The following is a 26,319-nucleotide window of genomic DNA, read 5'->3' as shown; positions in this document are numbered from 1 at the left end:
CTTATTAAAGTTTCACTTTATTTCTTTTCTACTGCATGTCCGCCAAATTCATTACGCAGAGCTGCTACAACTTTTCCTGTAAATGTATCATTGTCTAATGAGCGGTAGCGCATTAATAGAGACATTGCGATAACAGGCGTTGCTGTTTGAAGGTCTAATGCTGTTTCTACTGTCCATTTTCCTTCACCAGAAGAATGCATAACCCCCTTAATTTCATCCAGTTTTGCATCTTTAGAAAATGCATTTTCTGTTAATTCCATTAACCAAGAACGAATGACTGAACCGTTGTTCCATACTCTTGATACTTTTTCATAATCGTAGTCAAATTCACTTTTCTCTAGAATCTCAAATCCTTCACCAATAGCAGCCATCATACCGTATTCAATTCCGTTATGAACCATTTTTAAGAAGTGACCACTACCAGCTTTTCCAGCATATAAGAATCCATTTTCTACAGCAGTATCCCGGAAGATAGGTTCAACGATGTCCCAAGCTTCTTGATCTCCTCCGATCATGTAACAAGCACCATTACGAGCGCCTTCCATTCCGCCAGAAGTTCCTGCATCCATAAAGTGAATGCCATCTTTCTTTAATTGCTCATATCGGCGGATAGACTCTTTATAATGTGAATTACCAGCTTCAATTAAAATATCTCCTTTTGATAAAAGTGGTGTAACCTCATCAATAACAGAATCAACAACAGCGTGTGGTACCATTACCCAAAGAATTCTTGGTGATTGTAATGACTGAACAAGTTCACTTAAACTAGATGTACCCGTTGCCCCGTACTCTTTCATTTCTTCTACTGCGCTCGTATTTAAATCAAATGCTACTACTTCATGTTTATGATCCATTAAATTTTTCCCTAAATTTAATCCCATTTTACCTAACCCAATTAATCCTACTTGCATAATATAATTCCTCCTCAAATCATCTTTTATTAAAAATCCATATCACTACAATCTGGAATACCTTTCAGCACTGAAATGTTAGTATGTACAGAAAGGTATTCACAGTCATAGCTTAAGAATTCAACACATTTTTTGTAATTTGAACAACATTTTCTGTCGTAAATCCAAATAGATTCATGACTTCAGCTCCAGTTCCTGAAGCTCCAAATGTTTCAATTGATAGTACTTTTCCTTCTTGTCCTACATAACGTTCCCAACCTAGAGATACACCCATTTCAAGAGATACTCGTTTCGTTATAGAAGACGGAAGAACGGATTCTTTATATTCGTTCGATTGGCGATCGAATAACTCCCAGCTCGGCATTGCAACGATGCGAACAGAAACTTGATCTTCTTCTAATTTTGCTTTCGCACTAGTAGCTAAGGATACTTCAGAACCTGTCGCAATTAAAATTACATCCGGATTTTCATTCGTTTGTGTTAATACGTAAGCTCCTTTAGAGAGATTCTCTATGTTCGCTTTCGTTTCATTAAACACCGGTAAATTTTGACGGCTCAGTACTAAAACGACTGGACCATCCGTTTGCTGTAAAGCATACGCCCAAGCACTTGCTGTTTCATTTGCATCTGACGGACGGATAACTGTTAGACCAGGAATTGCTCGAAGCGCTGCCAATTGTTCAATTGGTTCATGCGTTGGACCATCTTCTCCTACAGCAATCGAATCATGTGTAAATACGTAAGTAACAGGTAAATTTTGCAGTGCAGCCAGTCGAATCGATGGACGAAGGTAATCATTAAATACAAAGAATGTACTTACGAAAGGTTTTACTCCTCCATGGAGAGCCAGTCCATTCGCTGCCGCGCCCATTGCGTGTTCACGTACACCGAAGTATATATTTCGTCCAGCATACGATTCTACCGCGTACACAGCTTCACCTTTTATATCTGTCATAGTGGAATGAGAAAGATCTGCACTTCCACCGAAAATAGAAGGAATCGATTTCACATAATGATTAATAGCTTCCCCACTTGCAACACGAGTGGAAATCGTTTTTTCAATATCAAAGGATAGAATGTCTTTCGCTTCAATTAAAACCTCACCTGTAATCGCTTTTTCTAATTCATCTGCTAGTGCAGGGTTCGACTCTCTGTATGAATTGAACTGCTCATTCCAGTCATTTTCTTTTTCAATACCTTTTTGTTTCAGTTCATTAAAATGAGCTGTTACTTCTTCAGGCACAAAGAAGTCTTCCTCATAGTGCCAACCATACACTTGTTTTGTCGCTGTCGCTTCTTCTACTCCAAGCGGATTACCATGTGCTTTGTTCGTTCCAGCAACTTTTGGACTTCCATAACCTATAATGGTTCTAATTTCTATAAGAGTAGGTTGATCCGTATTTTCTTTCGCTAATGTAATGGCTTTTGTAATAGCATCGACATCGTTTCCATCTTCAACTCTTACATATTGCCAATGTACAGATTCTGCCCTTTTCTGAATATCTTCAGAGAAAGCAATGCCTAATTCACCATCAAGTGAAATTTCATTTGAATCATACAGTACAATTAACTTGCCAAGTTTCATATGTCCTGCCATTGACATCGCTTCATAAGCGACACCCTCCATTAAGTCACCATCTCCGACTAAAGCATACGTATTGTGATCTATAATAGAGTGACCATCCTTATTAAACTTCGCTGCTAAATGAGCTTCTGCCATTGCCATTCCGACAGCATTAGCAATCCCTTGTCCTAACGGGCCTGTAGTCGCTTCAACTCCAGGAGTATGACCAAACTCAGGATGTCCTGGTGTTTTACTATTTAACTTTCTGAAGTTTTTCAAGTCATCAATTGAAACGTCATATCCAGCTAAATGAAGTAGGCTATATAACAGACTAGATCCATGTCCCGCCGATAAAACGAAACGATCACGGTTAAACCATTCTGGGTGATTAGGATTGTAATTTAAATGATTCGCCCATAATGCATAAGCCATTGGTGCTGCTCCCATCGGAAGACCTGGATGACCTGAGTTTGCCGCATTAATAGCATCAATCGATAACGTACGAAGTGTATTCACTGCTAATTGATTTATGTTTTGTGTCATAGTAATCGTCCCCCTAAATGCTTTCATGAAAGAAAGTACTTATTTTTCCGTCTCTTGATCTAACCACCATTTAAATCCACTTTCTTGCAACAGTTCATTAGACGCTTCTGGACCATATGAACCAGACTCATATTCATGAAGCGGTAATAAGTTTTCCTCGAACGCTTCAAGAATTGGTTGTACCCATTCCCATGACAATTCAACTTCTCTCCAATGTGCAAAGAATGTAGCGTCTCCACTCACCGCATCATGAATGAGTCTTTCATACGCTTCAGGTACTCCCACATCCACTTGCTCGCAAGTAAAGTTAATACGCATCGGTTCAATCTCTCCATTTTTCAATGGATTTTTACTATTTAACTGTAATGAAACATTCTCACCTGGGCTAATTTCAATTATTAATAAGTTAGGTGCTGCATTTGGATTATTATCTTGATATTGCTGTTTTAACGTATTTTTAAACTCGATTACAATACGAGTGGACTTTTCTTTCATTCGTTTTCCTGTTCGTATATAGAAGGGAACGCCAATCCAAAATGGATTATCGATCCACAAACGAGCAGCAACAAATGTGTCTATGTTAGAAGAAGGATTTACTCCTGGCTCCTCTTTATACGCTACAACTTGCCCGCCTTTTATCTCTCCTGAAGAGTATTGACCTCGAATGATATGGCTTTGAACGTCTTCTTTTTTCACTTTACGAAGCGTCTCCATTACCTTTCGTTTTTCCTCTCGAATTTCACATGCATTAACCTTTTCCGGCAGATTCATAGCAGTCATCATTAATATTTGTAACATATGATTTTGAACCATATCTCGAATGGCTCCTGCATGATCATAATATCCGGCTCTTTCTTCAACCCCAACTGTTTCACTAGCTGTAATTTGTACATTTGCTATATGTTCTTTGTTCCAAATCGATTGGAGAACAGGATTTGCAAATTCTAGTGCTTCAAGGTTTTGAATCATCGGTTTACCTAAATAGTGATCAATACGGTATATCTCGTCTTCTTCAAACGTGCGACTAAGCTTATCATTAAGCTCACGAGCAGATGTAAGGTCGTGCCCAAACGGTTTCTCAATCATCAGGCGTTTCCATCCATCTGTTTTATCAAGTCCGCTTTCCTTAATATTTAAAGCAATCGTCTCGAAAAATTCAGGAGCAACTGAAAGATAGAACATTCTATTACCTTTTATATGTAGTTCCTCTTCCCTTTCACGAACGACTTGTAATAACCTCTCATAGTCTTCCGGTTTACTCACATCTAATGGACAATAGCGAAAATTATCTAAAAAACCTTCGAGTTCCGGAGTACCTTCTTCCCTCTGACGAGAAAACGTCTCTATTGATTCTTTTATTCTTTCTTGAAAATCTTCATGAGATACTTGACGTCTTCCAAGCCCGATAACAGATATCTGCTTTGGAAGCTTTTGATCTCTATATAAGTTATATAGCGCGGGGTAAATTTTGCGTTTCGCTAAGTCCCCTGTCGCTCCAAATAAAACAAAGGTCATTGATTCCAATTTCAGTCCCCCTCTTGTTGTATAATCCTCGTCAATATACTAAAAATGAATTGTACAGAAGCTCATACTCTTATACTTCCTGTTTTTATAAAAAACAAAGAGTTATCTAATTCCAATTCTTTTTATACCTTTCGCTCTCTCATTGTCCCCAATATTAATAGTGGCAATTCAAAGCATTTCTACTGCAACTTACTTATTTATAGAACTTAACGAAATATTTTATATCTAATTACTTTTAGTAATTAAGTAATCTTATGTCTAATATATTAACCACATAAATTATTATCGTCAATAAAAATGTCTTGAATTAAATACTATTTATTTCATAATACTTTTCTAAGTGTATTCCTAGTTACCATTCATTTTCAAAGATAATGATCAATATAATAAATATCAGTTTCATCGAAATCTTCAATTAATTTTCCGTTAAACTCGCGAGCAGACGTTACATTATAATCAAAAGGCTTCTCTATAATAAGACGGTTTAATCCTTTTGTAGCCCACAATCCACTCTCTTTAATATTTAAAGCAATCACATCAAATACTTCTGGTATAACAGATAGATAAAACATACGGTTTTCAGGAATGTTTAATTCTGTTTCACGCTTTTTTACAAGGCTCAGTAAATCTTGATAGCCCACTATATTCGCTGTATCTAATTGACAATAACGAAATGTGCTAATAAATTCTTCTACTCCTGATTCGTCATCAGAAGATATTCTAGAAAATGTAGCAAGGGATTGTTCTACCTTTGTTTGAAATTCCAAATCTGACATTGCCCTTCTGCCAATACCGATAATCGAAATAGATTGTGGTATATTTTGATTACTAAATAGTTTATATAAAGCAGGGTAAATTTTGCGTTTCGCTAAATCCCCTGTCGCTCCGAATAAAGTGAAACTTTAATCAGCCCTCACCAATCGGGCTTTTACGAGCAGCCCAACTCCCACCTAACTTCTTTGCTTTCGCTGAATTTTGAGGCGGGGGTCTTACTGCCTGTTAATGCGGGATAAACGTAATGAATAAATCATGCTGCAAAAATAACATCTACCCTTTCTTCAAAAAGCTTTACAGTAGTTTTTAGAAGTACGTTACATTATTTCATTTCATGCACTTTCCTCTTCTTTATATAAAATTCTCACTAACCAAATTCAAAATATTATACTTATTTTTCGTACTTTGCTATGCTATAACCACAAACAGGAGGTATAAACTATGAAAGCACAAATTATCCATTCTTTTGGGGATTCATCTGTATTTCAATTAGAAGAAGTTTCAAAACCAAAACTTTTACCAGGTCATGTTCTAATCGATGTAAAAGCAACAAGTGTAAATCCAATCGATACAAAAATGCGTAGTGGTGCCGTTTCAGCAGTCGCTCCTGAGTTTCCAGCTATATTACACGGCGATGTAGCTGGTATTGTTATTGAAGTAGGAGAAGGTGTTTCGAAATTTAAATGTGGGGATGAAGTATACGGATGTGCCGGAGGTTTTAAAGAAACTGGAGGTGCACTTGCAGAATTTATGCTTGCTGATGCGCGATTAATTGCTCACAAACCTAAAAATTTAACAATGGAAGAAGCAGCTGCTCTACCATTAGTGGCAATTACAGCTTGGGAATCTTTATTTGATCGTGCAAATATTAAACCTGGTCAAAATGTTCTCATTCATGGAGCTACTGGTGGCGTAGGACACGTAGCCATTCAACTAGCTAAATGGGCAGGTGCTAAAGTTTTTACAACCGCTTCTCAGCAAAGCAAAATAGAAATAGCCCATCGTTTAGGAGCCGATATAGCTATTAATTATAAAGAAGAATCTGTTCAAGAATATGTACAAAAACATACGAACGGAAACGGATTTGAAGTTATATTTGATACAGTAGGCGGCAAGAATCTTGATCATTCTTTTGAAGCTGCCGCAGTTAATGGAACTGTCGTAACAATTGCAGCTCGTTCAACCCATGACCTCTCTCCTTTACACGCAAAAGGACTTACTCTGCACGTTACTTTTATGGCGTTAAAAATATTACATACCGATAAACGTGACGCTTGCGGGGAAATTTTGACTAAACTAACTCAAATAGTAGAAGAAGGAAAACTTCGTCCATTGCTAGATTCGAAAACTTTCACGTTTGATGAAGTTGCACAAGCACACAAGTATTTGGAGTCGAATAATGCAATAGGTAAAATAGTATTGAAAAATGTTTGGTAACTATAACTAGATAATATACATAATAATTCATGCTGTTTAGCTTATTAAGCGTAATGCGTAGATTAATTGTACAAATGTCAAACAAGGCGATCAAAAATGATCGCCTTGTTCTTTTTAAAAATATAATAGTATTTTTCCGATTTCATCAATAGCATAGTCCTATCCCGAAAAAGAGCGAATAACTCTACTATAACTAAATCGTATTATTACATTTGAATATTACTTATGAAATTTCACACGTTCTTCAAGCGGTTGGAATTCTTTTTCACCTGGAGTAGCAGTTGGATTACCAAATGGCATTTGTGCAATTAGTTTCCAATTAGCAGGGACATTCCATTCTTGTTTTACCTCATCGTCAATTAATGGATTATAATGTTGTAAAGATGCCCCTAATCCCTCTGCTTCTAAACCTGTCCACACGACTAATTGGTGCATACCTGATGCTTGGTGTGACCAAATTGGGAAGTTTTCAGCATATGCAGCAAATTTTTCTTGAAGCGATTTAACGATAGCCTCATCTTCAAAGAATAGTACTGTTCCATAACCAGCTTTAAAAGAATCCATTTTTTGTTGCGTTCCTGAGAAATCTCCATCTCCAACTACTTTTCTTAATGTTTCAGTTGTAATATCCCATAATTTATCATGAGCTTCACCAAATAATACAACTAATCGCGCAGTTTGAGAATTGAAAGCTGATGGAGTATATTTCACAGCAAACTCCACGATTTCTTTAATTTTTTCATCCGATACTTGTACCTCTTTGTTAATTCCATAGTAAGTACGTCTTTCTTTCAGTGCAGTATAGAAATCTTTTGTCATAATTCATTTCCTCCTAAGTTTTAATATTCTTCAAAAGGATACATCTCAAAGATAATATGCGTTTAAATGAGTTCATTTTTGAATCATTGAACTTCCTAACACCCATTGCCAGTCATTCTAAATCTAAACACATCACTTCCTTCAATTTCCCTAAAAAAGACTTATAACATCATTCATAAAATCTAGTGATCATTCGGTACTATTTTACCCATTCTCTATTCATGTATCCTGCGTGTTTCATATTTACACAAACATGAAAATAAACTTAAATTGATAGTTAAAAAGCCAGGTAGCATGAATAATGCATTACCTGGCTTTTTACATTTTAAATTTAACTAAATATTACTAATGAACTGTAGTAGAAACCATACTGGTCACTTATTTAATAATTAACATCTCATAAGGATTTACATATTAGTAATTGCTTATAATACTCCATTATCTAATATGAAAGTATAAAAATACTTTCATTACTGATTTAACTGATTTTTCACCGCTCTTATAACCAATTCATGATCTTCTTCTGGTGGTAATCCTGAAACTGTTATCATTCCAATAACCCCTACGTTTTTTATTCTGATAGGAAAGCATCCACCAAACGCAGCATATTCCGAAGTATCTAAAAGATATTTTTCATTATATGAAATTCCAGTTATTTCACTTTGTATCTGCATATAATACGAGCTACGATCATGCAGGGAAACGACTCGTTTTTTACGCTCAATCCATTTCGTATTTTCCTCATTTGTCCCTGTCATCTTGAAATGAAATAATTGCACACCATTTTTCGTTATATCAACAGCAATCAATTTCCCTTCTTGCTTCGCTGTTTCAACGATAAATAAACCTAGTTGCAAGGCATCTTCATTTGTAAAAGAGGAAAATTGAAGTGTTTCCTCCTCTTTTAAAATTTGTTTACTTATTTCATTCAAATTTGAAGTACTCATATCTTTAACCTCCATAATTGTTTTATGCCACACCGACATTTTTTCGAAATTATTAGGCCATATAGTACAACCTTTCAATCAATCTGATTCCAAATAAACTGCTGTAACATCGTTGGTAACTAGTACCGTAAAGCTTGTTTTCTTCTTACTGATGCTATTATGAATGATATTCAAAGTTATAAAAAGTACTATTCTACTTATCCCTATCTTACAGAGACTATTATGAAATATATTTAACATCTTAAAAATGTATGTACTAAAGAATAATATTTTTAATCACTAACTTTTTTGATCAATCGTTATAATCCAATTTCATCAAAATTTTTATCAATTATTACACTATCCAACAATAGGAGGAAACATAGATGGATGAACATATATCCAAAAGCTAAAAAGCAATTGAGTCCCTTGAGGGAATAGTTATAATTCACTACTTATAGAAATAGACATACAAAAACGCCATCCTTTCCTATAATTCTAAAGAAAGAATAGCGTATTCTTTTCAAAAATGAGTTCTTTTATTGAGAAACTTTGATTCTATATCATACATAAAAGGGCAACCATTGCTAAAACAGCTGGAAGTCCTTGTTTCACAATAATTGATTTATTAGATGTGAAACCTCCGAAAATAGCTGCTACCACCACACAAATCACAAAAAATAATTGGACCATATAACCAATTGGATTGAGTCCAAGTATAAGTCCCCAAATGAGACCAGCCGCTAAAAATCCATTATATAAACCTTGGTTTGCAAACATAATGGCTACGTTTCGATCTCCTTCTAAATGCTTCGGTAATTTGAAAACACGTTTCGCTACTTTTGAATCAATAAAAAACATTTCAAGGATCATGATAAACAAATGTTCTAATGCTACGATCCCGACTAAAATAGCTACGATTATTTCCACACTATTCTGCCCCCTACACTCTCTATTCTTTAATATTCCCTACATTTTTTTGCATCTGTAATAGAACATGAATAAGTATTTTGCGTTCTTCTCCACTGATATTTACGAACATTCCCTTCATGAAACGTTCCTTTTCTTTCTTGTCAAAACATTAATTGATATATCAATTATTGATACATCAATTAATATACATCTCTCTTTTTATTTTTGCAAGTTTTTTTGCTCAATTGGTTTTATTTTGTTCCAGCAACTTTAAACCAATTCAAAACATCAGTTCGCATTTCTAGAAATCATAATTACTTTAAGTTCATTCTGACAATCATATTTAACTAAATATATAAAAGAATTAAGTTATATCTCCATCAATTTATAAAAATTAATTTTTTTCTAAAAACAGATACTTTACGTTTTTTATAGTAATAAAAATCATTTTTTTGTTTCAGAGGCAATCCATTTTGTTAGCCTGATGTGCATAAGATAGCACCCATATGGAGAACCAATTATCTTTCAAGAAAACGGCTTGAAATCTGGATTTGGTACAAGAGTTGCCTACTTCCGTGATCCAGATGGTACTAATTTAGAGCTAATTGCTCCAAAAGGTCCATTTAGACGTGAATAATAAATTAATACCGAAACAGCCACCTTATCTGAAAGGTGGCTGTTTGTTAATAGATTGAATAAAAAGGACAAACTCTCCAACTTGAGAAGTTTGTCCAAAAATAGATATTTCATATTCCACTACTTTGACACTAAAATCAACAATAGTGAATTAGAATAATGACTTAATACTTGCTAAAACTGTAAGTACACCTACAATAATAACAAATACGTTGCTCATTTTCCCTTTGTATTTAGCTAGTACTGGCACTTTTTGAATCGCATACATCGGTAATAGACATAAGATAGCAGCAACTAAAGGACCGCTTAGAGAATCAATAAGTCCAAGAATACTTGGATTTGTATAAGCAACAAACCAGCATGATAATACAACAAAAGTAAGAATTATTGTCTTAATTGTTTTTTCTTCAATATCTTTTCCACGTGATTTACCAAACTTAATAATCATGTCACGCATTACTTCAAATGCTCCTATATAATGGCCTAGGAAAGACTTTGTAATAGCCACAAAAGCAATAATTGGAGCTGCAATAGTGATTACAGGCGAATTAAGCTCATTAGCAAGATATGAAAGAATTGATAAGTTTTGTTCTTTTGCCATTTTTATATCATCTGGAGTCAAGCTCAATGCGCTACTCCAAACGAAGAACATAACAACAGCGAATGTCATGATATAACAAACCTTTTGTATTTGCGCACATTTAGCATCAGTGGCTTCGATTCCATACGTAGCTCTCTGTTTCACAACAAATGATGAAATCATAGGTGAATGATTAAATGAGAATACGATGATTGGTAGAATCATCAATATCGTCCCAAAATAGCCTGTTCCTGTTGAAGCAGTTGAAACAGCTGAAAAACTAAGCATTGACGTATTCCACTGTGGAATTAAAGATATTGCGATAAACAGTAGAGAAACTATGAAAGGATACACTAACATACTCATTACCTTTACAGTAATATCTTGACCAAAATTCAGTATAGCGATAAGACCAAGAACTAATACAAGTGATAAAATAGCTCTTGGAGGTTCTGGCATGTGCAATTGATGCACGATAAAACTACTTGCAGTGTTTGTAAGCGCAACCGAATACATTAGTACGATTGTATAAATTGAACCGAAATATACGATGTTAAAAATGATACTCGCTTTATTTCCGAAATACTCTCTAATTGTACCTGTGATCCCCTCATCAGCAGAATTAGAAGCGTATATCATTTTAGCAAGTGCCCTATGTGAGTAGTACATAACTGGATATGCAAGCAATGTAATTAGTAGTAAAGATAATAAACCACCTGAACCTGCATTAATCGGTAAAAAGAGCACCCCTGCTCCAATTGCAGTTCCAAATAGACTGAGTGCCCATGTAGTATCCTGCTTATGCCACTTTTTCGGATCTGCATATTGCTCATTTTTTAGTGCGGTATTTTCAGCTTGAACTTCTATTTTCTTTGCAGTATTCCCGTTCATATAATAACTCCCCCTTGTATCTATTCCTGCATCTCTCTTTGCACCTAACAAATATTCCCTTTTCGGAAAATGAATTCCTTACAAGTTGCCCCACATTGTATGTCCTTCATCATAATGAATCCAAATTGAAACATTCGCTAATTAGCGTCCTAATATAATTGTTAGCGTTCACAAAAAAGTTTACTCGTAATATCCGCTCTTTATATAAAGAACCCTTAAGAGAACAATATAGAATAGACTTCATAAATACGTTGCAACATTTCTAATAACAGTGTATTACTTTAATGGTTTCTCTTTTTTACTTTTAACAGTAATTTTAGCTAAACCGGCCTCTCTTCATTTGCGAGGCATTTCTTTCTCAATTCTATACATTACTTTCATAACTTCGGTAGCACTGATGATATTGCTCACACAAGCCACTGAAGCACATTACATACATTTCGCCTCTAATCACACACCTTTCTTACTAATAATCGCATTTTTTATATTTTCTCCAGAGATAATAAAATTTCTCTCGACGCCCTCATTATAACGTGTATATTTATAAAATTAATATTTTTATATTTTCAGAAATATTAAAGAGGAATAATTTTATATGGATAATATTTTACAGTTAGCATGTAGCCATTGTTTTTATCGCTTAAAGCTGAATTAGTTAGTAAAAAAATACAATAATACATTGTTTTTCTAGGTGACTTATTATAAAAATACTTATATCCCCTTTTATCAAAAAATTTTATTTTAAACATAAAAGATATTCTAATAAATAATTAATGTAGGTAAAAAGAAAAAAATCCCAAAATACAAAAACCAAATTTTAGGATATATATTATTAATATTGAATTCATATACAATTTAAAAAGCTACACTGAGCAAAAAACAAAAAAGCTGCCCCATATGGACAGCTCATTTACATAATTATCGTTATCAGGAATACACAAACAAATCACTTCAATATCATCTTAATTGTAGTTTGTTCGGCTCTTCTTCAGGGATATCTCTATATTAGTAATGAATCGTTTTTACATCATTTCCTTTTATGCGAAAAGTAATTGTGTCCCATAAGGCGGATTGTGTGCACCCTCAAAAGTTTAAATTTTAAAATCCCTCATTAACTAGCTCTTTTATCGAGTTTAATTTTGAAGAAAGCTCGATAAACCATTCTTCATCCCCTGTTAATAATGCAAGATCTATAAGATAAAGGATTTGTTCCTTATTTATTACCTTTGATTCAGGGAGTTTGTTAACGTGTTTACTAAAGAGTAAAATCGCTTCGTTTATTGTGTACTGGCCGTCACGTTTCACAATACTAATTGTAACTATATCCTCTACATCATCAAGTGATACAATATAACCAACTATTAATTCACCTTCATTTGATATTCCACGAACCCAATCTCCTACTTTTAAAACATGATTATTATTTGACATCATACCGTTTCACCTTCCTATAAATATTTTTTGTGACGATAAAAAAGATATAAAAACAAATTATACTGTAATATTTTTCATTACATTTAAGTGTTAAGAACTCACGGCTATATAATAATTAAGCCGCTTAACGCTCTTGATTGATAAGGTCAACAACTTCTTTCATTGTATAATTCTTTAAGTATTCACCTAGATGCTCTTCAGCACCTAAGAAAATAGCGAAAAGAACTTTTCGCATGTTCGAACCTACAACACACTGATTGTTTGATTCTGGACACTTCGGCTGCAAAGCACCTTCAGAGGTTATCTGATAAATATGCCAAAGATTAATTTCATCTAAATCGCGAGCGAAAATAAAACCGCCACCAGTCCCCTCTTTCGATTGTATAAACTTATGTTTTTTTAACAAACTTAGTACTTTGCGAATGCGTACTGGATGAACACCTGCACTTTCTGAAATAGCATTACTTGTTGACATCCGGTCTGGCTGTAAAGCTAAATAAGTTAAACTGTGTATGGCCAAGGTAAAGTCGCTGTTCATGATTTTCCTCCTACGATTAAAAATATTGTTTCTCATATATTAACATACTGTAGCCATAAATATTACAGATTGGTTAGAACGTTAAAACATGTGGAATGCTTCTTGCCATAAAAAATTAATTCCCTTATATTCTATCCCGTCCCACCTATATCTGATAACTTCATTTAGCTTTTTAAGTTAAAAAGAAAATTAAACACTCCACTGTTTCTTCACTTGTTCTTCTGCCAACTGTTCAATTTTTGTCCAAATCGTATCTTTACTTACAATAACATTTGTTTGATAATTTCTATCTTTATAATTAACTGTAACACATACTTCAATCATCTTCTGCTTCCTCCTTTCAAGAAAATTTCTTATTTATATTTAATACCTGAAAAATTTTGAATTTAGTTATAATCTCTAGCATATAACTTCATTTTTTTAAATAATTAAGTTTAAAAACCCCACTGTTTCTTCACTTGTTCTTCTGCCAACTGTTCAATTTTTGTCCAAATCGTATCTTTGTTCACAATGACATTTGTTTGATAGTTTCTATCTTTATAATTAACTGTAACGCATACTTCTATCACCTTCAGTTTCCTCCTTTCAAAAAATTTCTCTTTCATACTATTACTTATTAATTAGCCAACTTTTGCAGTTCAATGTTTAAAAATGTTCGGACACTACGTGGTAAAAATTTGCGAATTTCTTCTTCGTTAAAACCAATTTGCAATCTTTTTTCGTCCAGCATAATCGGGCGACGCAACATTAGTGGATGCTCAATTATTAATGTATAAAATTCATTTAGCGAGAGCTCATCAATATTTATATTTAAGTCCTGAAAAGTTTTGGATCTAGTTGAAATAATTTCAGTAGCCCCCTCTTCAGTTAAACGAAGAATCGATTTAAGCTCATCAACTGTCATAGAATTTGATACGATGTTTTTTTCAATATAATCAATTTGATGCTCTTCAAGCCATGCTTTCGCTTTTCGGCATGAAGCACAGCTTGCTGTTGTATATAGAATTACCATATTTAACTCACTCCTTTAATGTTATTAAACGTACATTTTAAATATCGCTTATTGAAATGTATTAAAAAAAATTACAGTTTAGAATCAAATTCACATAATGTTAATTATTCAGCAATGTTTCATTTATCTCTATTATTCATGCTACATTTTACAGACGTTAACAACTCACTTTTAAAAATCTTACTGTAATTTTAAACTTTACAGTTCAATTAATCAACTGTTAAGTCTTGGATTAATTTTAATAACACAACAAATTATTCTCATGTAAAATTCCCCATAGCATGATGGCTCCTTCAAAGCACATTTCACGCATTTCTTGCTTACAAGTGCTATTATGGATTATATTCATCCTAATAAAAAGTACGTACTTTAAAGTGTTATAGGTACTAAAAAGTAACATATGCATTTTCAAGTGCCGTTCTGCTTATTTCTCTCTTACATCGGTTATTATGACCGATATTTAGCACAATAAATAGTACGCACTTTAAAGTGTTATAGGTACTAAAAAGAAATAATTTTAGTATTGCAACGGATGTAGGCTCACAACTGTAATCTAAATTCATCAAAGGAGTTTTTTTTATGAAGACATACAATATTCCTGTAGAAGCGACTTTAGAAGTTATTGGCGGAAAGTGGAAAGTTGTTATCCTTTGTCATTTAAAAAAAGGAACAAAAAGAACGAGTGAATTAAAACGTTTAATGCCTGGTATTACGCAAAAAATGTTAACGCAACAATTACGTGAACTAGAAGAAGATGGTGTAATCCAAAGGAAAGTATATGACCAAGTACCACCAAAAGTAGAGTATTCTTTAACGGATTACGGTTCGTCTTTAGGAGCTATACTCGATTCCCTCTGTTCCTGGGGAGAAGTTCATCTTGAAAAAACCGGGAACACATCCATGCTGATTACAGCAGATGAATCATAACTGTAGAAGACATAAAATAGGTTGAGACAATGCTTGCCTCAACCTATTTTATGTCTCTTTATAATTTTTTTGCCGTAATGACTGTTTCAAACTCAAAGGTTTCCGGTAGATGATCTGCATAAGAATATTCAAAAGTTCGTCCATCCGTTAAGTAAGCTACTTGCTCAACTCGCATTAGGAAATCCTGATTTGTTAAGTTCATAAACTGCTTTTCCCTATCATCTGGGCGAATCCCTTTAACCCTGACAACAGATGTCCCTACTTCAAGACCAAGTTTATTTTGAATATGTGAGTATATCGACTCCTCTAAAACAGAAGCTTCAACACCTGGGATAACCGAAATTGGCATCCATGTATGCTCCATAATCGTCGGAATGCTGTGAATGATGCGGAGGCGAATGATTTTATAGACGAAATCACCAATTGAAACTCCCAATTTCTCAGCAACTACTTCATCAGCACCTACAATCGCAAACTCGATAATTTTACTTTCTACCTCACTACCGTAAACAGCTTTCGTACCTGTTAAAGTTTGAATCATTCGTGCCTTTTCCTGCTGATGCCAATCTTGTACCACTGTTCCACTTCCGCGCCGACGGATAATGTAGCCGTCTCTTACTAATAGATCCAGCGCTTTTTTAATCGTAAGTGCTGAAACATCGAATTCTTCAGCAAGGACGGAGCTACTCGGAATTTTTTCGTTGATTTTATATTCACCGTCTAAAATTTGCTGTTTAATCTTTTGATAAATGCCGAGGTATTTTACTTGTGTTGATCCGCTTGCCATTTCCATACCTCCTTTATACTGCAAACTCTCTTCTATTCATTCAAATGTAAAGCCTCAAGTTTGTAAACTGAAGGTGATGGGGCAGCAAATCCGTTTTCCAAGATTTCAATATTCGTTACTGCTTCTTCATCTTTCACAAGTTTTGGTGCACCATTTACAATTGTGTCATACGCTGCATCATAGAAACGACCGTAATCACCAAGCGGCGTTTTAATTTGTTTTTCAATCCAGTCACCATTTGCATTACGATACTTAGCAATTCCATAATACATCGGCGAATCTTCACCAAATCCTGCACTCTCAGGCATAATACCCGCTTTCAAATCATTTTCCTGCTGATCTTCACCGTATTTAATAAATGAGCCATTTGTTCCATGAACGATAAAGCGTGGATAATCTTTTGCTACGATATGGTTCGTTTTCAGCTTAATCTTCAACTGATTTCCATAATGTAGACCAACATCGAAATAGTTATCAACCGCACCTTCCACTTCATTATTACGAATATCGTATGTCACTGTATTTGGACGGCCGAATAGTGAAATCATGCGGTCCATCGTATGAATACCTAAACTGTAAAATGAACCTTCTTCTTTTGGAGCTTCATGAGTGATTGAACCAGGACGGAAATAATCAATATGTGATTCAATCTCAATAATATCACCAAGGAATCCTTGTTCAACTACTTGCTTTACAGCTAAAAAATCACCATCAAAACGACGGTTTTGATAAGGCATAACGATTACACCTTTCTCTCGTCCTAAAGCTAATAATTCTTTCGCATGTACTACTGTATCGCAAAATGGTTTTTCAACGATAACTGATTTTCCGGCTAGTATAACTTTTTTTGCTAATTCATAATGCGTATGTGCTGGCGTACAGATCGTCACGACTTGAATTTCTTTGTCATTCAACAATTCGTCCAAATCAGTAGTGAAGTAAACACCTCTTTCCTCATATGGAGCCGCTAATTCTTCATTTATTTGACGTACAAAAATCGTTTTTACTTTTATATTATTACGTGTCTTTAGATAAGGTAGGTGATAACGGTTAGCTGATTTTCCAAATCCAATAAAGCCCATTGTTAATGTCATGTTCTTCAACTTCCTTGCTCATAAATTTTCGTTTCTACATTTATTATATATTTTTTCTTTAAAAGTATATAGTTTTAATTTTAAAATTATATACTAAAAAGTCGAGATAGAAATCATTTTCTGATTCCCATCTCGACTTTACGTTATGGACTTATATCCTATCATCATTTTATTTATACTCAATGACTTGAGAGCTACTTGGTTACATGCTCTTATTCATACATATACGAACGTGTCATCGGAATTGTATCATTAATCCCTTTTGTAAATACAAATTGATGTAAATCAATATTACCTGTAAAGAACGAAGCTGCACATGCATTTAAATATAAACGCCACATGCGGATAAATCGCTCATCTTTCGTTTTACGAACTTCCTCTAGTACGTTTTCAAAATTTCGAGCCCAATGTTGTAATGTTTTTCCGTAATGTCTACGTAAGCTTTCTACATCCACAATAAAAAATTGTTCGTTTGTCATGTTCGTGATTAATTCGTTCACAGCAGGAACATACCCACCAGGGAATATATATTTTTCAATCCAACCATTCGTAGCACCACCATTAGCCGGAGAAGTAATGCAATGCAGCAGAGAAATCCCGCCATCATTTAATAATTTGTTAACTGTTTCAAAGTATTGCGTAATGTTGTCTTTTCCTACATGTTCGATCATACCTACACTAACAATTTTATCAAATTTATGATTCTTAATATCGCGGTAATCAAGTAAAGATACTTCAACTAAATCCGTAAGTCCCTCTTGTTTAATTCGCTCAGAAGTCTTAGCATATTGTTCCTCACTTAACGTTACTCCCATCGCTTTCACACCGTACTGTTTAGCGGCAGCTGTAATGAGTTCACCCCACCCACAACCGATGTCTAATAGCGTATCACCTTTTTGAAGGTTCAACTTTTTCAAAATATGATTCACTTTATTATGCTGCGCTGTCGTTAAAGAATCTTGCTCATTTTGGAAATATGCACAAGAATATGTCATTGTTTCATCAAGCCATAATTTATAGAAATCGTTCCCAATATCATAATGATGAGCAATATCATCTTTATTTTTTTGTTTTGAGAAATTCCATTTACTTTTGAAATATTGCAACTTACTATCACCTAAAAAGCTATCCTGCCTTTTATAAATAGATTGAATTGCTTTTTCAAGGTTACCCTCTATTTCAAGATCCCCATTCATATATGCTTCACCGAATGCAATAGAAGGATCCTTAGCGATTTCTTTTTTTGAAAGTGGCTTATGGAATGTTATGTGAAATTGAGGTTCCCCTTCGCCATATTGGATTGTTTCTCCATTCCAAAGTGTAATTTGAACTGGATCTGAAAACAGATTTTTGAGTATTTTTTTATAAAAAAGTTCTTCAACCATAAAAACATCTCCTACTAAAAAATTGAACAAAAAACTATACTAGTTAATAAGTCTTTTTGAACATAGCTTAAAATCGTTATTGTACTGACTTCTTGCTACGAGTGTCATTATAAAACGGTTATATTATGAAGCATAGTACGTACTTTAAAGTGATGTAGGCACTTTTAAGTACCCATGACTGAAACAGGTCCTCAAAAATTTTACTTTTCATCATAACAACTTTCTAAAGTTTTAAAACGAAAAACACCACCTCGTCATTAGGTGGTGTTTTCAATATTACATATAGAGATTTCACTTAACTTCTGTGTTTTTTCTATCTATGCATCGTTCTCCCCATACGGTCAATTGATTTAATACATTTTGCAAAGACCACCCATAATCAGTTAAGGAGTATTCTACTCGGGGTGGAATTTCTTTATAGATTTCACGTGTAATCACACCATCATCTTCTAGCTCACGTAATTGTTGCGTCAACATTCTAACAGAAATTTCAGGAATTAGACGCTGCAACTCGCTCGTTCGCTTTGTTCCTTTCGTTAAGTGACATAAAATGACGACTTTCCACTTTCCCCCGATAATTTCTAAAGTTGCTTCTATCGGTATATTGTATTGTTTCACACGATCTCCCTCCTTTTTTCTAAATTTCTTCTCTATTGTTGCGTAAAAACAAATAATTTTCTATACGGCACATTTTAGTTCCTACAGCACAAAAAAGTACCTATATTACAAAAAAGTAATTATGCTGCGTAAAAATCTCCCTCTATACAAAAAGAAAAAACGAACGTATTCTCGTTCGTTTTTTCTTTCTTTATTCAGCTGCTGTTATAAGCATAGATGTGTTCCCATTCTTTTCAAGATGAACTTCTCCCCAGTTACAAAGAGTATCGAGTATAGAATCTAAAGAATGACCGTAATCAGTTAAAGAGTACTCTACTTTTGGTGGCACTTGGTTATACACTTTTCTCTCGATTACACCATCTTCTTCTAATTCACGTAATTGTTGCGTTAACATCTTTTGTGTAATACCAGACATTAATTGTTTTAATTCGCACGTTCTCTTTTTGTCTTTCTTTAAATGACAAAGGATAACTACTTTCCACTTTCCACCGATAACCTCTAAAGTTGCCTCTACAGGAATATTGTATGTTTTCATATAAAAATCTCCTTTAATAATTTTATAAGACAAATAAGCTAAAATATTTAAATATTACTTTTAAGTATCTATAGCACCTTAAAGTACGTACTTTTTACCCTGTTAAACATGTTTCATAATAGCATACGTAAACAGCAGATGAGTAGTACGGCACCAAAAAGTACCTGTATTACTTTTTAGTATCTATATCACTTTAAAGTACGTACTTTTCATTATGTAAAATACATTTCATAATAGCATTTGTAAGAGTTGAGTGAGTCATGCAGTGTTAGAAATTACCTGTTAGTACCTTTACTTTAAAGTGAGTATTTTTCTCATACATTTTGTCAGACGATAAAATGACATGTTTTCATTTTCACATCCATTCACAATGAATAAATATTTTGCAAATACATTTTAGGAGGATATCTATAATGAGTAAATTACTAAAAGAAAAAATCGGGTTTGGTACAGCACCACTAGGAAATATGTACCGTAATATCCCAGAGGAAGAAGCAATCGCTACAGTGGATGCTGCTTGGGAGAATGGCGTTCGTTACTTTGATACAGCTCCACTTTATGGATCTGGCTTAGCGGAGATTCGTCTTGGTGAAGCACTATCAAAAAGAAATCGTGATGATTACTTTTTAAGTACGAAAGTAGGTCGAACTATTTCGGATGAATTAGAAGATCCATCTGCACGTGATTTAGGTGAAAAAGGCGGGCTTTTCGAATTTGGTCGCAAAAATAAAATGATCAATGACTATAGCGCAGATGCAACACTTCGTTCTATCGAGCAAAGTTTGAAACGTTTAAAAACAGATCGTCTAGACTTTGTTTTCATTCATGATTTAGCACAAGACTTTTATGGTGATGCGTGGATTTCACAATTTGAAATTGCTCGAACAGGAGCATTCCGTGCGCTAACACGTTTACGTGAAGAAGGAGTCATTAAAGGCTGGGGGCTTGGAGTAAACAAAGTAGAATCAATTGAACTTATGCTTGATTTAGAAGAAGCGAAACCAAATATATCCTTATTAGCTGGTCGCTATTCATTATTAGACCACGAACGTGCATTGCAACGAGTAATGCCTGCAGCTGTAAAGCATAATATGGATATTGTTGTTGGTGGCCCATATAGCTCAGGTATTCTTGCTGGAGGCGCTCACTTCGAATATCAAAAAGCATCGCCAGAAATTATTGCAAAGGTTGAGAAAATCAAAGCTCTTGCAGATCGTTACGAAATCAGCATCAAAGCTGCTGCATTACAATTTTCACTAGCAAATCCAGCAGTTGCTGCCGTTGTTCCTGGTGCAAGTAAACCGGAACGAATTGTAGAAGACCAAAACGCCTTAAATACAGTAATTCCAGCAGCATTCTGGGAAGAAATGCGCGAACAAAAACTAGTAGCACCTAATGCACCACTACCAATCAACGTAAAATAATAATGAAACTTTAATCAGTGAGAGCATCCCCCACTGATTATTTACCCGTAAATACCGGGATGAAAAGGAGCGTAATGAATATGGCACATACTACTACATCTATGGAAATTTTCGGTTCACCTGAACAAGTATGGCAATTAATCGGAGGTTTCAACTCCCTTCCAGACTGGTTACCTTATATACCTAGCAGTAAATTAACTGAAGGCGGTCGTGTACGTCATCTAGCTAATCCGGATGGGGATACAATTATAGAACGATTAGAAGTATTCAATGATAAAGAGCGCTACTACACGTATTCAATCATGAATGCACCATTCCCAGTCACTAATTATCTATCTACAATCCAGGTGAAAGAAGGTACTGAAAGTAACACATCGTTAGTAGAGTGGTCTGGTACATTCACTCCTGTTGAGGTTAGTGATGAAGAGGCAATTAATCTGTTTCATGGTATTTACAGCGATGGACTGAAAGCATTACAGCAAGCATTTCTAGATTAATTCATGTAATTGATTGAGACGAAAAAGTAAATTAACAGTCAAATATTCGATTTTTTTAGTTAAATTCATTATGAAAGATAAACAAATACAAATTTCATGCCTGCTTGTTATTGACAAGAAATAAAAAATACTACCTCCAAATGGAAGGTAGTATTTTTTTATTAATCAGGAAAAACAATTAATCCCTCTTCTTTTTCCTCCTGTTTTAAATCTTCTTCTGGGAAGGTTACAGTTGAATTTTTATCACCTGTTCTTTTTGTTTCTTCACCTGGAAATACGAAAGTTGAATTTTCTTTTCCTTCATTTTTTTCTACGTTATCTGGAAATACCATAGGATCATTGGTAGTCAAATCACTATGAAATCCAAGGTTAGACAAAATCGCTTTTAAATCTGGTAAAACACCTATTTTATCAGATGATGGGTTATTAGACTTTGTGCCTGTATTAGGATTACTTAAAATTGCTCTCAATTCTTTTGGTGTATATGCCTTACCTAAATGTTCTTTAGCAATCCCTTGAATCGATACAGCAGCCCCAGCAATTATAGGCGAAGCGCTAGAAGTACCACGGAAATTAGAAGTATAACGATTAATTATGTTCTGATCTGTAACTTTTTGTCCTTTACTATTTTGATTTTGATATGTATCTAATGTATCAACATACTCTCCCCAACCATATACATCAATTCTACTACCATAGTTAGAGAAAGCTAAACGTTTATGAGGAACTCTTGCAGTAGATGCTCCAACTATAATAGCTCCTGAATCTTTAAAGTCTGGACTATTTCGATTTAAAATCTGCTTACCATTACGGTCTTTAAATTCATCTAAATCAATCCCACCATTACCAGCTGCTTCTACAATAATAATGCCTTTATCTGTACCTTTGCGAATTGCGTTAAATATACTCGGGTATACTTCTACTGGTAAAGGGTCATCTCCATATCCATCATATTTAAAGGATTCTTCTATTAATAAAACATCTCCAGCCTGTAAAGAATCTACGGCACTTAAAATAGCATCTCTTACATCGATTCTCCCATTATCTCGGATCACTGAAATTACTTTTGCCTTTGCTTTTGGTGCAATCCCAATGTTCCCAATCCCATTGTCAGCTGCCGAAACAACACCTAGAACTGAAGTACCGTGAGAAAGATCATTACTCATTTTTCCAGACATAAATTCAATATTTTGACCGACTAAATCTTCATGATTTAATAACCAGCCTTCTTCCAAATCTACAAAAGTTGCTCCCTGGCCATTTCCTCCTTTAATTCCCCAAGCATAAGGAGCATTAATTCCTAAAGGTGCCTCTTCAAGATATCCCTGTCTTGAAAATCTAGGTTCATCATAAGGATTGACTGATAATACAGGCAATCTCGAGCCAGTTGTTGTGTTTATACTCTTATTAGAACGAACTTGTATTTTACTAGAATCGTCATTAGCAGCATATACTGTATTTGTTACAAATGTCGTACCTACCCCAGCAAAAGTTGTAATTGCAAGTGATGATATTAACATACCTTTAAATTTTTTCATTTTTCCACCTCTAGTTTTCTATTAGAAATAACATATTTAATAATGTGTATGAACTGAAAAGTATTTTATCTTATTATAAAAATTAATAGATTTTATAGCTTTTTGATTTACATAAAACTCCCTTCATTCTTGTAATTCAATGTGGACATTTCAAAATAACAAACTTACTGTAACTATTATAGTTACACCATTATTAATTTTCAACTACGAAATATAAATTTTTAAAAATAAATTTATATTACTTTAAAACAGCACTAGCCTTTTACCCACATAAAGTGAAACTTTAATCAGGTTTTTTTTGTTCATCCCCCACTGATTATTAGCCCTCACCAATCGGGCATTTACGGGCAGTTAATGCGGGATAAAAATGCAAAATATCTGTCCAAATTACAGCAATCAATAAGTTTATGGACTACGAAAGAAATACGAAAAAGCAAAGCGATATCGCTTTGCTTTTTTTATAAAATCCCTTTTAACTTTTCACCAATTAACTTCGCTAGATACTCATAACCTTCTGGACCAAAGTGTAATCCATCTTTTTCATCATTTTCTACAAACCTTTTATAATTCAGTTCTTGAATCATTTCAGCATACAAATTTAGAAAATAGCTTCCTGTTTCTTTCGCCACTTTCTCCACCACGTCTGCATACTGACAGAGCACTTCATTTGTTCTATTATGCTGCCTCTCTTCATCAACTGGCGCAGGGCTAATAAGCAGCACTTTACCTGACGAAATATGGTTCACAATCTTCTCTAAGTTTTCTTTATATGCTTGTAATGACACTTGAGAAAAAGAAACTGCATCATTCGTACCAAGAAAAACTGTTACGAAATCTGGTTTATATAATATTACATCTTCTTCAATCCTATTTAACGCATCGAATGTATTATCACCTGGAACACCTGCATTCACTACTTTCCAGTTCGGAAACATCTCTTGCAAACGTGGTGTTAATCTCGGAATTCCATCAAAAAATGTTTCATCAGCTGTAATACTATCTCCAAAACATACTAACGTTTTCATTAAGCTACTCTCCTTTTACGTATGAAACAACTTTCCTTCTATTGCTTTTATATATCTGTCAGCAGAACGTTCAACTGCCTCATTTGCATTTTCTTTTACTACTCGATGAAAAGCGTTGTATAAACGATTAAACTGTAACGGCTTCACTCGATTCACCATTTCTTCCACTTTCCTCGCTGGTAGTGGAATTAAGTTTGGATAGCTGTACATGAAGCTTACCCACCGCTCATCTGCTACAACTTGAATAATATCACCTGTTAACAAAATCCCTTTTCCATCATTACCTTCTTCCCAATGCAATACAGAACCACCACTAAAATGTCCTCCAAGACGATGTACAGTAATCCCATCAGCTAATTGTAAAGACTCACCAGACCAATAAATAATACGACTACTCGGACGCATCACCCACTCTTTATCATCTTCATGTATATAAATTGGTACATCAAATGTCTCTGCCCATTCTACTTGCGTTGAATAATAATGAGGATGAGACAATGCAATCGCATCTAATCCGCCAAGCTCTTTTATTTTCGTAATTGTCGTTTCATCTAAATACGTAATACAGTCCCACAGTAAACGATATGACTCTGTTTTCACTACAAATGCCGTTTGACCGATCGCAAATCCTGGTTTTGTCGTAATACTATAAAGTCCATTTTCCTCTTTAATTATTTCATTTTTATATGTATCATCTGTTTGCAAATTTTCTAAAGTCGTCCAAGACTGCCCTTTCGGATTCACATACTGCCTTTCTTCATCACAAATATGACAACTCACTGGTTCTTCTACACTCGCTGCATACTGCACGCCACACGTTGTACAAACGAAATTTTTCATCATAATTCCCCCTATCCCTAAATTTTTATTAAGCTGCTTTTTTATGTTCAATTAATAAACTTATAAAAGTAAGTAAATAGACAAATGTAACCGATAATGGAATTACAGTAAATCCTTTTTCGCTTCTACAACATTCATCTCACCATCTCCCCTAAAAATATTTGTACTATAAAGTCACCTCAACCTCACCCATCCAATAACGCCAAGCTGCTAAATAATCTTCTAAATCTTTCGGGTGGTGCCGTAAACATGTATCTATACGCAAATATAATCCTATGACTATCTCTTCATATAAATCACGGTCATTTTTATGAAATACACATTGTTTCATCGCATAACCAATCGTTTCTTTTGTTAAATCTTCCGGAGTTGAACAGAACGCATAAATTAAATCATATATAGGATCTCCTAACACTGGTAAAGGATCAATTACACCGTGCAGTTTATTCTCTTGAAATATAAAATTATGAAATCCAAGATCACCATGCAATAAAAATGGCTGATTTATTCCAGTCCCCCTACTTGGACTATTTGCTAACTTAAAAACCGTTCTATACGCTTCCTCACTTATGTAACGTCTTACATTTTCATGAGCTTCCATCACATTTGTCGTTAAAAATTCATTCCAAGATTGAACTAGGTTTTCTTTCCATCCCCAGCCATCAATCTCTGTAGCTACTTCATACTTATTGATAACTTCCTTTACAAGTTTACAAAGAACGCTCCGTTTATGGCCTAGTTTGCAAAAAGTTGTGCCCTCAAGGAATGAGTAAACAATATAGCGATTTAAAGGTTCCTTATAAAAAAGCTTTGGAAATAATTCATCCTTTTTATAAAACTGAAGAAAATAAGCTTCTTCACGTATGACATCCGATTCATTCAACTTTACAACGTATTGTTCATCTAACAAATATATAGTACTTGTTGTTCCCCCGTTTAACACTTTTACACTATTTGGATAATGTGAAATCACTTTCTCCTTAACTAGTTGTGCAGTGATTATTGAAATATCCATTCTCTCACCCTTTAACTCCGAATATTCCCTTAATTCAAAAGACAACTTTACTATTATTTGACAAACATAAGGGAATTCTTCCTAAAAATCTTAATATAACAAAAGATAATTTTATCTCATTGCAACTGCGTCT

The 26,319-nt window shown here is 34.4% G+C and carries 24 protein-coding genes and 5 pseudogenes; 5 read left to right on the top strand and 24 right to left on the bottom strand.

Annotation, left to right across the window (positions count from 1 at the left end; all coding sequences use genetic code 11):
- Positions 1-17: 17 nt before the first annotated feature.
- The 4 genes and pseudogenes from gnd to ACTFN4_RS12660 all read right to left on the bottom strand — a co-directional run.
- A complete protein-coding gene (gene gnd / locus ACTFN4_RS12675; protein ID WP_001195925.1) occupies positions 18-911 on the bottom strand; it encodes a phosphogluconate dehydrogenase (NAD(+)-dependent, decarboxylating) in 894 nt (297 codons plus the stop codon).
- A 112-nt stretch (positions 912-1,023) separates the two neighbouring features.
- Positions 1,024-3,018 carry a transketolase gene (gene tkt / locus ACTFN4_RS12670; protein WP_088020577.1) on the bottom strand — a complete coding sequence of 665 codons (1,995 nt, stop codon included), beginning with the start codon at positions 3,016-3,018 and terminating at the stop codon, positions 1,024-1,026.
- A gap of 39 nt (positions 3,019-3,057) precedes the next feature.
- Positions 3,058-4,542, bottom strand: a complete 1,485-nt coding sequence (gene zwf, locus ACTFN4_RS12665; protein ID WP_439962366.1) for a glucose-6-phosphate dehydrogenase — start codon at positions 4,540-4,542, stop codon at positions 3,058-3,060.
- Positions 4,543-4,907: 365 nt separating this feature from the next.
- Positions 4,908-5,423: pseudogene (locus ACTFN4_RS12660) on the bottom strand (glucose-6-phosphate dehydrogenase); the annotation flags it as partial.
- 334 nt (positions 5,424-5,757) lie between these two features.
- Here ACTFN4_RS12660 and ACTFN4_RS12655 point away from each other — a divergent pair.
- Entirely contained in the window at positions 5,758-6,753 is a 996-nt protein-coding gene (locus tag ACTFN4_RS12655) for a zinc-dependent alcohol dehydrogenase family protein (protein WP_063548088.1), read from the top strand.
- Positions 6,754-6,972: 219 nt separating this feature from the next.
- On the opposite strand, the gene ACTFN4_RS12650 is transcribed toward ACTFN4_RS12655, so the two are convergent.
- The 3 genes from ACTFN4_RS12650 to ACTFN4_RS12640 all read right to left on the bottom strand — a co-directional run bounded on the left by ACTFN4_RS12650 (position 6,973) and on the right by ACTFN4_RS12640 (position 9,428).
- The gene (locus ACTFN4_RS12650; protein WP_000158939.1) at positions 6,973-7,572 is read right to left on the bottom strand and encodes a nitroreductase family protein; all 600 of its coding nucleotides are present in this window, start codon (positions 7,570-7,572) and stop codon (positions 6,973-6,975) included.
- A 470-nt stretch (positions 7,573-8,042) separates the two neighbouring features.
- On the bottom strand, positions 8,043-8,558 hold the full coding sequence (locus tag ACTFN4_RS12645) for a heme-degrading domain-containing protein (RefSeq protein WP_140157131.1): 516 nt from the start codon (positions 8,556-8,558) through the stop codon (positions 8,043-8,045).
- Positions 8,559-9,056: 498 nt separating this feature from the next.
- On the bottom strand, positions 9,057-9,428 hold the full coding sequence (locus ACTFN4_RS12640; RefSeq protein ID WP_439962365.1) for a DUF1304 domain-containing protein: 372 nt from the start codon (positions 9,426-9,428) through the stop codon (positions 9,057-9,059).
- A gap of 484 nt (positions 9,429-9,912) precedes the next feature.
- Here ACTFN4_RS12640 and ACTFN4_RS12635 point away from each other — a divergent pair.
- Positions 9,913-10,047: pseudogene (locus ACTFN4_RS12635) on the top strand (VOC family protein); the annotation flags it as partial.
- A 150-nt stretch (positions 10,048-10,197) separates the two neighbouring features.
- Here ACTFN4_RS12635 and ACTFN4_RS12630 read toward each other — a convergent pair.
- From ACTFN4_RS12630 to spxA, 7 genes and pseudogenes are all read right to left on the bottom strand, one after another.
- A complete protein-coding gene (locus tag ACTFN4_RS12630; RefSeq protein WP_001014168.1) occupies positions 10,198-11,517 on the bottom strand; it encodes an aromatic amino acid transport family protein in 1,320 nt (439 codons plus the stop codon).
- A 1,005-nt stretch (positions 11,518-12,522) separates the two neighbouring features.
- Positions 12,523-12,608: pseudogene (locus ACTFN4_RS12625) on the bottom strand (DUF3888 domain-containing protein); the annotation flags it as partial.
- Positions 12,609-12,615: 7 nt separating this feature from the next.
- Entirely contained in the window at positions 12,616-12,951 is a 336-nt protein-coding gene (locus tag ACTFN4_RS12620) for an IDEAL domain-containing protein (RefSeq protein ID WP_439962364.1), read from the bottom strand.
- 124 nt (positions 12,952-13,075) lie between these two features.
- Positions 13,076-13,489 carry an Rrf2-family transcriptional regulator SaiR gene (gene saiR, locus ACTFN4_RS12615; protein WP_001083465.1) on the bottom strand — a complete coding sequence of 138 codons (414 nt, stop codon included), beginning with the start codon at positions 13,487-13,489 and terminating at the stop codon, positions 13,076-13,078.
- A 189-nt stretch (positions 13,490-13,678) separates the two neighbouring features.
- Positions 13,679-13,813 carry a BA3454 family stress response protein gene (locus ACTFN4_RS12610; protein WP_000573516.1) on the bottom strand — a complete coding sequence of 45 codons (135 nt, stop codon included), beginning with the start codon at positions 13,811-13,813 and terminating at the stop codon, positions 13,679-13,681.
- Positions 13,814-13,923: 110 nt separating this feature from the next.
- A complete protein-coding gene (locus ACTFN4_RS12605) occupies positions 13,924-14,058 on the bottom strand; it encodes a BA3454 family stress response protein (RefSeq protein WP_000573515.1) in 135 nt (44 codons plus the stop codon).
- Between the two features lie 47 nt (positions 14,059-14,105).
- On the bottom strand, positions 14,106-14,501 hold the full coding sequence (gene spxA, locus ACTFN4_RS12600; RefSeq protein WP_000236189.1) for a transcriptional regulator SpxA: 396 nt from the start codon (positions 14,499-14,501) through the stop codon (positions 14,106-14,108).
- 579 nt (positions 14,502-15,080) lie between these two features.
- Here spxA and ACTFN4_RS12595 point away from each other — a divergent pair.
- Positions 15,081-15,428 carry a winged helix-turn-helix transcriptional regulator gene (locus tag ACTFN4_RS12595; RefSeq protein WP_000860832.1) on the top strand — a complete coding sequence of 116 codons (348 nt, stop codon included), beginning with the start codon at positions 15,081-15,083 and terminating at the stop codon, positions 15,426-15,428.
- A 48-nt stretch (positions 15,429-15,476) separates the two neighbouring features.
- On the opposite strand, the pseudogene ACTFN4_RS12590 reads toward ACTFN4_RS12595, so the two are convergent.
- The 5 genes and pseudogenes from ACTFN4_RS12590 to ACTFN4_RS12570 form a co-directional block, all read right to left on the bottom strand.
- Positions 15,477-16,215: pseudogene (locus ACTFN4_RS12590) on the bottom strand (GntR family transcriptional regulator).
- Between the two features lie 32 nt (positions 16,216-16,247).
- Entirely contained in the window at positions 16,248-17,309 is a 1,062-nt protein-coding gene (locus ACTFN4_RS12585) for an oxidoreductase (RefSeq protein WP_439962363.1), read from the bottom strand.
- A gap of 212 nt (positions 17,310-17,521) precedes the next feature.
- Complete coding sequence (locus tag ACTFN4_RS12580; RefSeq protein ID WP_000229037.1) at positions 17,522-18,694, bottom strand: cyclopropane-fatty-acyl-phospholipid synthase; 1,173 nt, start codon at positions 18,692-18,694, stop codon at positions 17,522-17,524.
- A gap of 291 nt (positions 18,695-18,985) precedes the next feature.
- Complete coding sequence (locus tag ACTFN4_RS12575; RefSeq protein WP_000816335.1) at positions 18,986-19,312, bottom strand: winged helix-turn-helix transcriptional regulator; 327 nt, start codon at positions 19,310-19,312, stop codon at positions 18,986-18,988.
- 190 nt (positions 19,313-19,502) lie between these two features.
- Positions 19,503-19,847 (bottom strand): winged helix-turn-helix transcriptional regulator, encoded by a 345-nt coding sequence (locus tag ACTFN4_RS12570; RefSeq protein ID WP_000860822.1) that lies wholly within the window; start codon positions 19,845-19,847, stop codon positions 19,503-19,505.
- Positions 19,848-20,260: 413 nt separating this feature from the next.
- On the opposite strand from ACTFN4_RS12570, the gene ACTFN4_RS12565 reads away from it, so the two are divergent.
- Both ACTFN4_RS12565 and ACTFN4_RS12560 read left to right on the top strand, forming a co-directional pair.
- Positions 20,261-21,271 (top strand): aldo/keto reductase, encoded by a 1,011-nt coding sequence (locus tag ACTFN4_RS12565; protein ID WP_000040526.1) that lies wholly within the window; start codon positions 20,261-20,263, stop codon positions 21,269-21,271.
- A gap of 80 nt (positions 21,272-21,351) precedes the next feature.
- Positions 21,352-21,768: an SRPBCC family protein gene (locus ACTFN4_RS12560; protein ID WP_000951521.1), complete on the top strand. Its 417-nt coding sequence runs from the start codon at positions 21,352-21,354 to the stop codon at positions 21,766-21,768.
- A gap of 161 nt (positions 21,769-21,929) precedes the next feature.
- On the opposite strand, the gene ACTFN4_RS12555 is transcribed toward ACTFN4_RS12560, so the two are convergent.
- From ACTFN4_RS12555 to ACTFN4_RS12535, 5 genes and pseudogenes are all read right to left on the bottom strand, one after another.
- The gene (locus ACTFN4_RS12555) at positions 21,930-23,306 is read right to left on the bottom strand and encodes a S8 family peptidase (protein ID WP_000713609.1); all 1,377 of its coding nucleotides are present in this window, start codon (positions 23,304-23,306) and stop codon (positions 21,930-21,932) included.
- Positions 23,307-23,764: 458 nt separating this feature from the next.
- Positions 23,765-24,331, bottom strand: a complete 567-nt coding sequence (locus tag ACTFN4_RS12550; protein WP_016124973.1) for an SGNH/GDSL hydrolase family protein — start codon at positions 24,329-24,331, stop codon at positions 23,765-23,767.
- 15 nt (positions 24,332-24,346) lie between these two features.
- The gene (locus tag ACTFN4_RS12545; protein ID WP_086404019.1) at positions 24,347-25,174 is read right to left on the bottom strand and encodes an MBL fold metallo-hydrolase; all 828 of its coding nucleotides are present in this window, start codon (positions 25,172-25,174) and stop codon (positions 24,347-24,349) included.
- A 25-nt stretch (positions 25,175-25,199) separates the two neighbouring features.
- Positions 25,200-25,295: pseudogene (locus ACTFN4_RS12540) on the bottom strand (DUF7010 family protein); the annotation flags it as partial.
- Positions 25,296-25,337: 42 nt separating this feature from the next.
- Complete coding sequence (locus ACTFN4_RS12535; protein ID WP_002204735.1) at positions 25,338-26,186, bottom strand: phosphotransferase; 849 nt, start codon at positions 26,184-26,186, stop codon at positions 25,338-25,340.
- Between the last annotated feature and the right edge of the window lie 133 nt (positions 26,187-26,319).

It is taken from the genome of Bacillus cereus group sp. MYBK95-2, from assembly GCF_051915225.1.
GTDB lineage: Bacteria > Bacillota > Bacilli > Bacillales > Bacillaceae_G > Bacillus_A > Bacillus_A cereus.
Note: the sequence above shows the minus strand (reverse complement) of the source record. Positions and strands in the feature narration are given on the sequence as shown.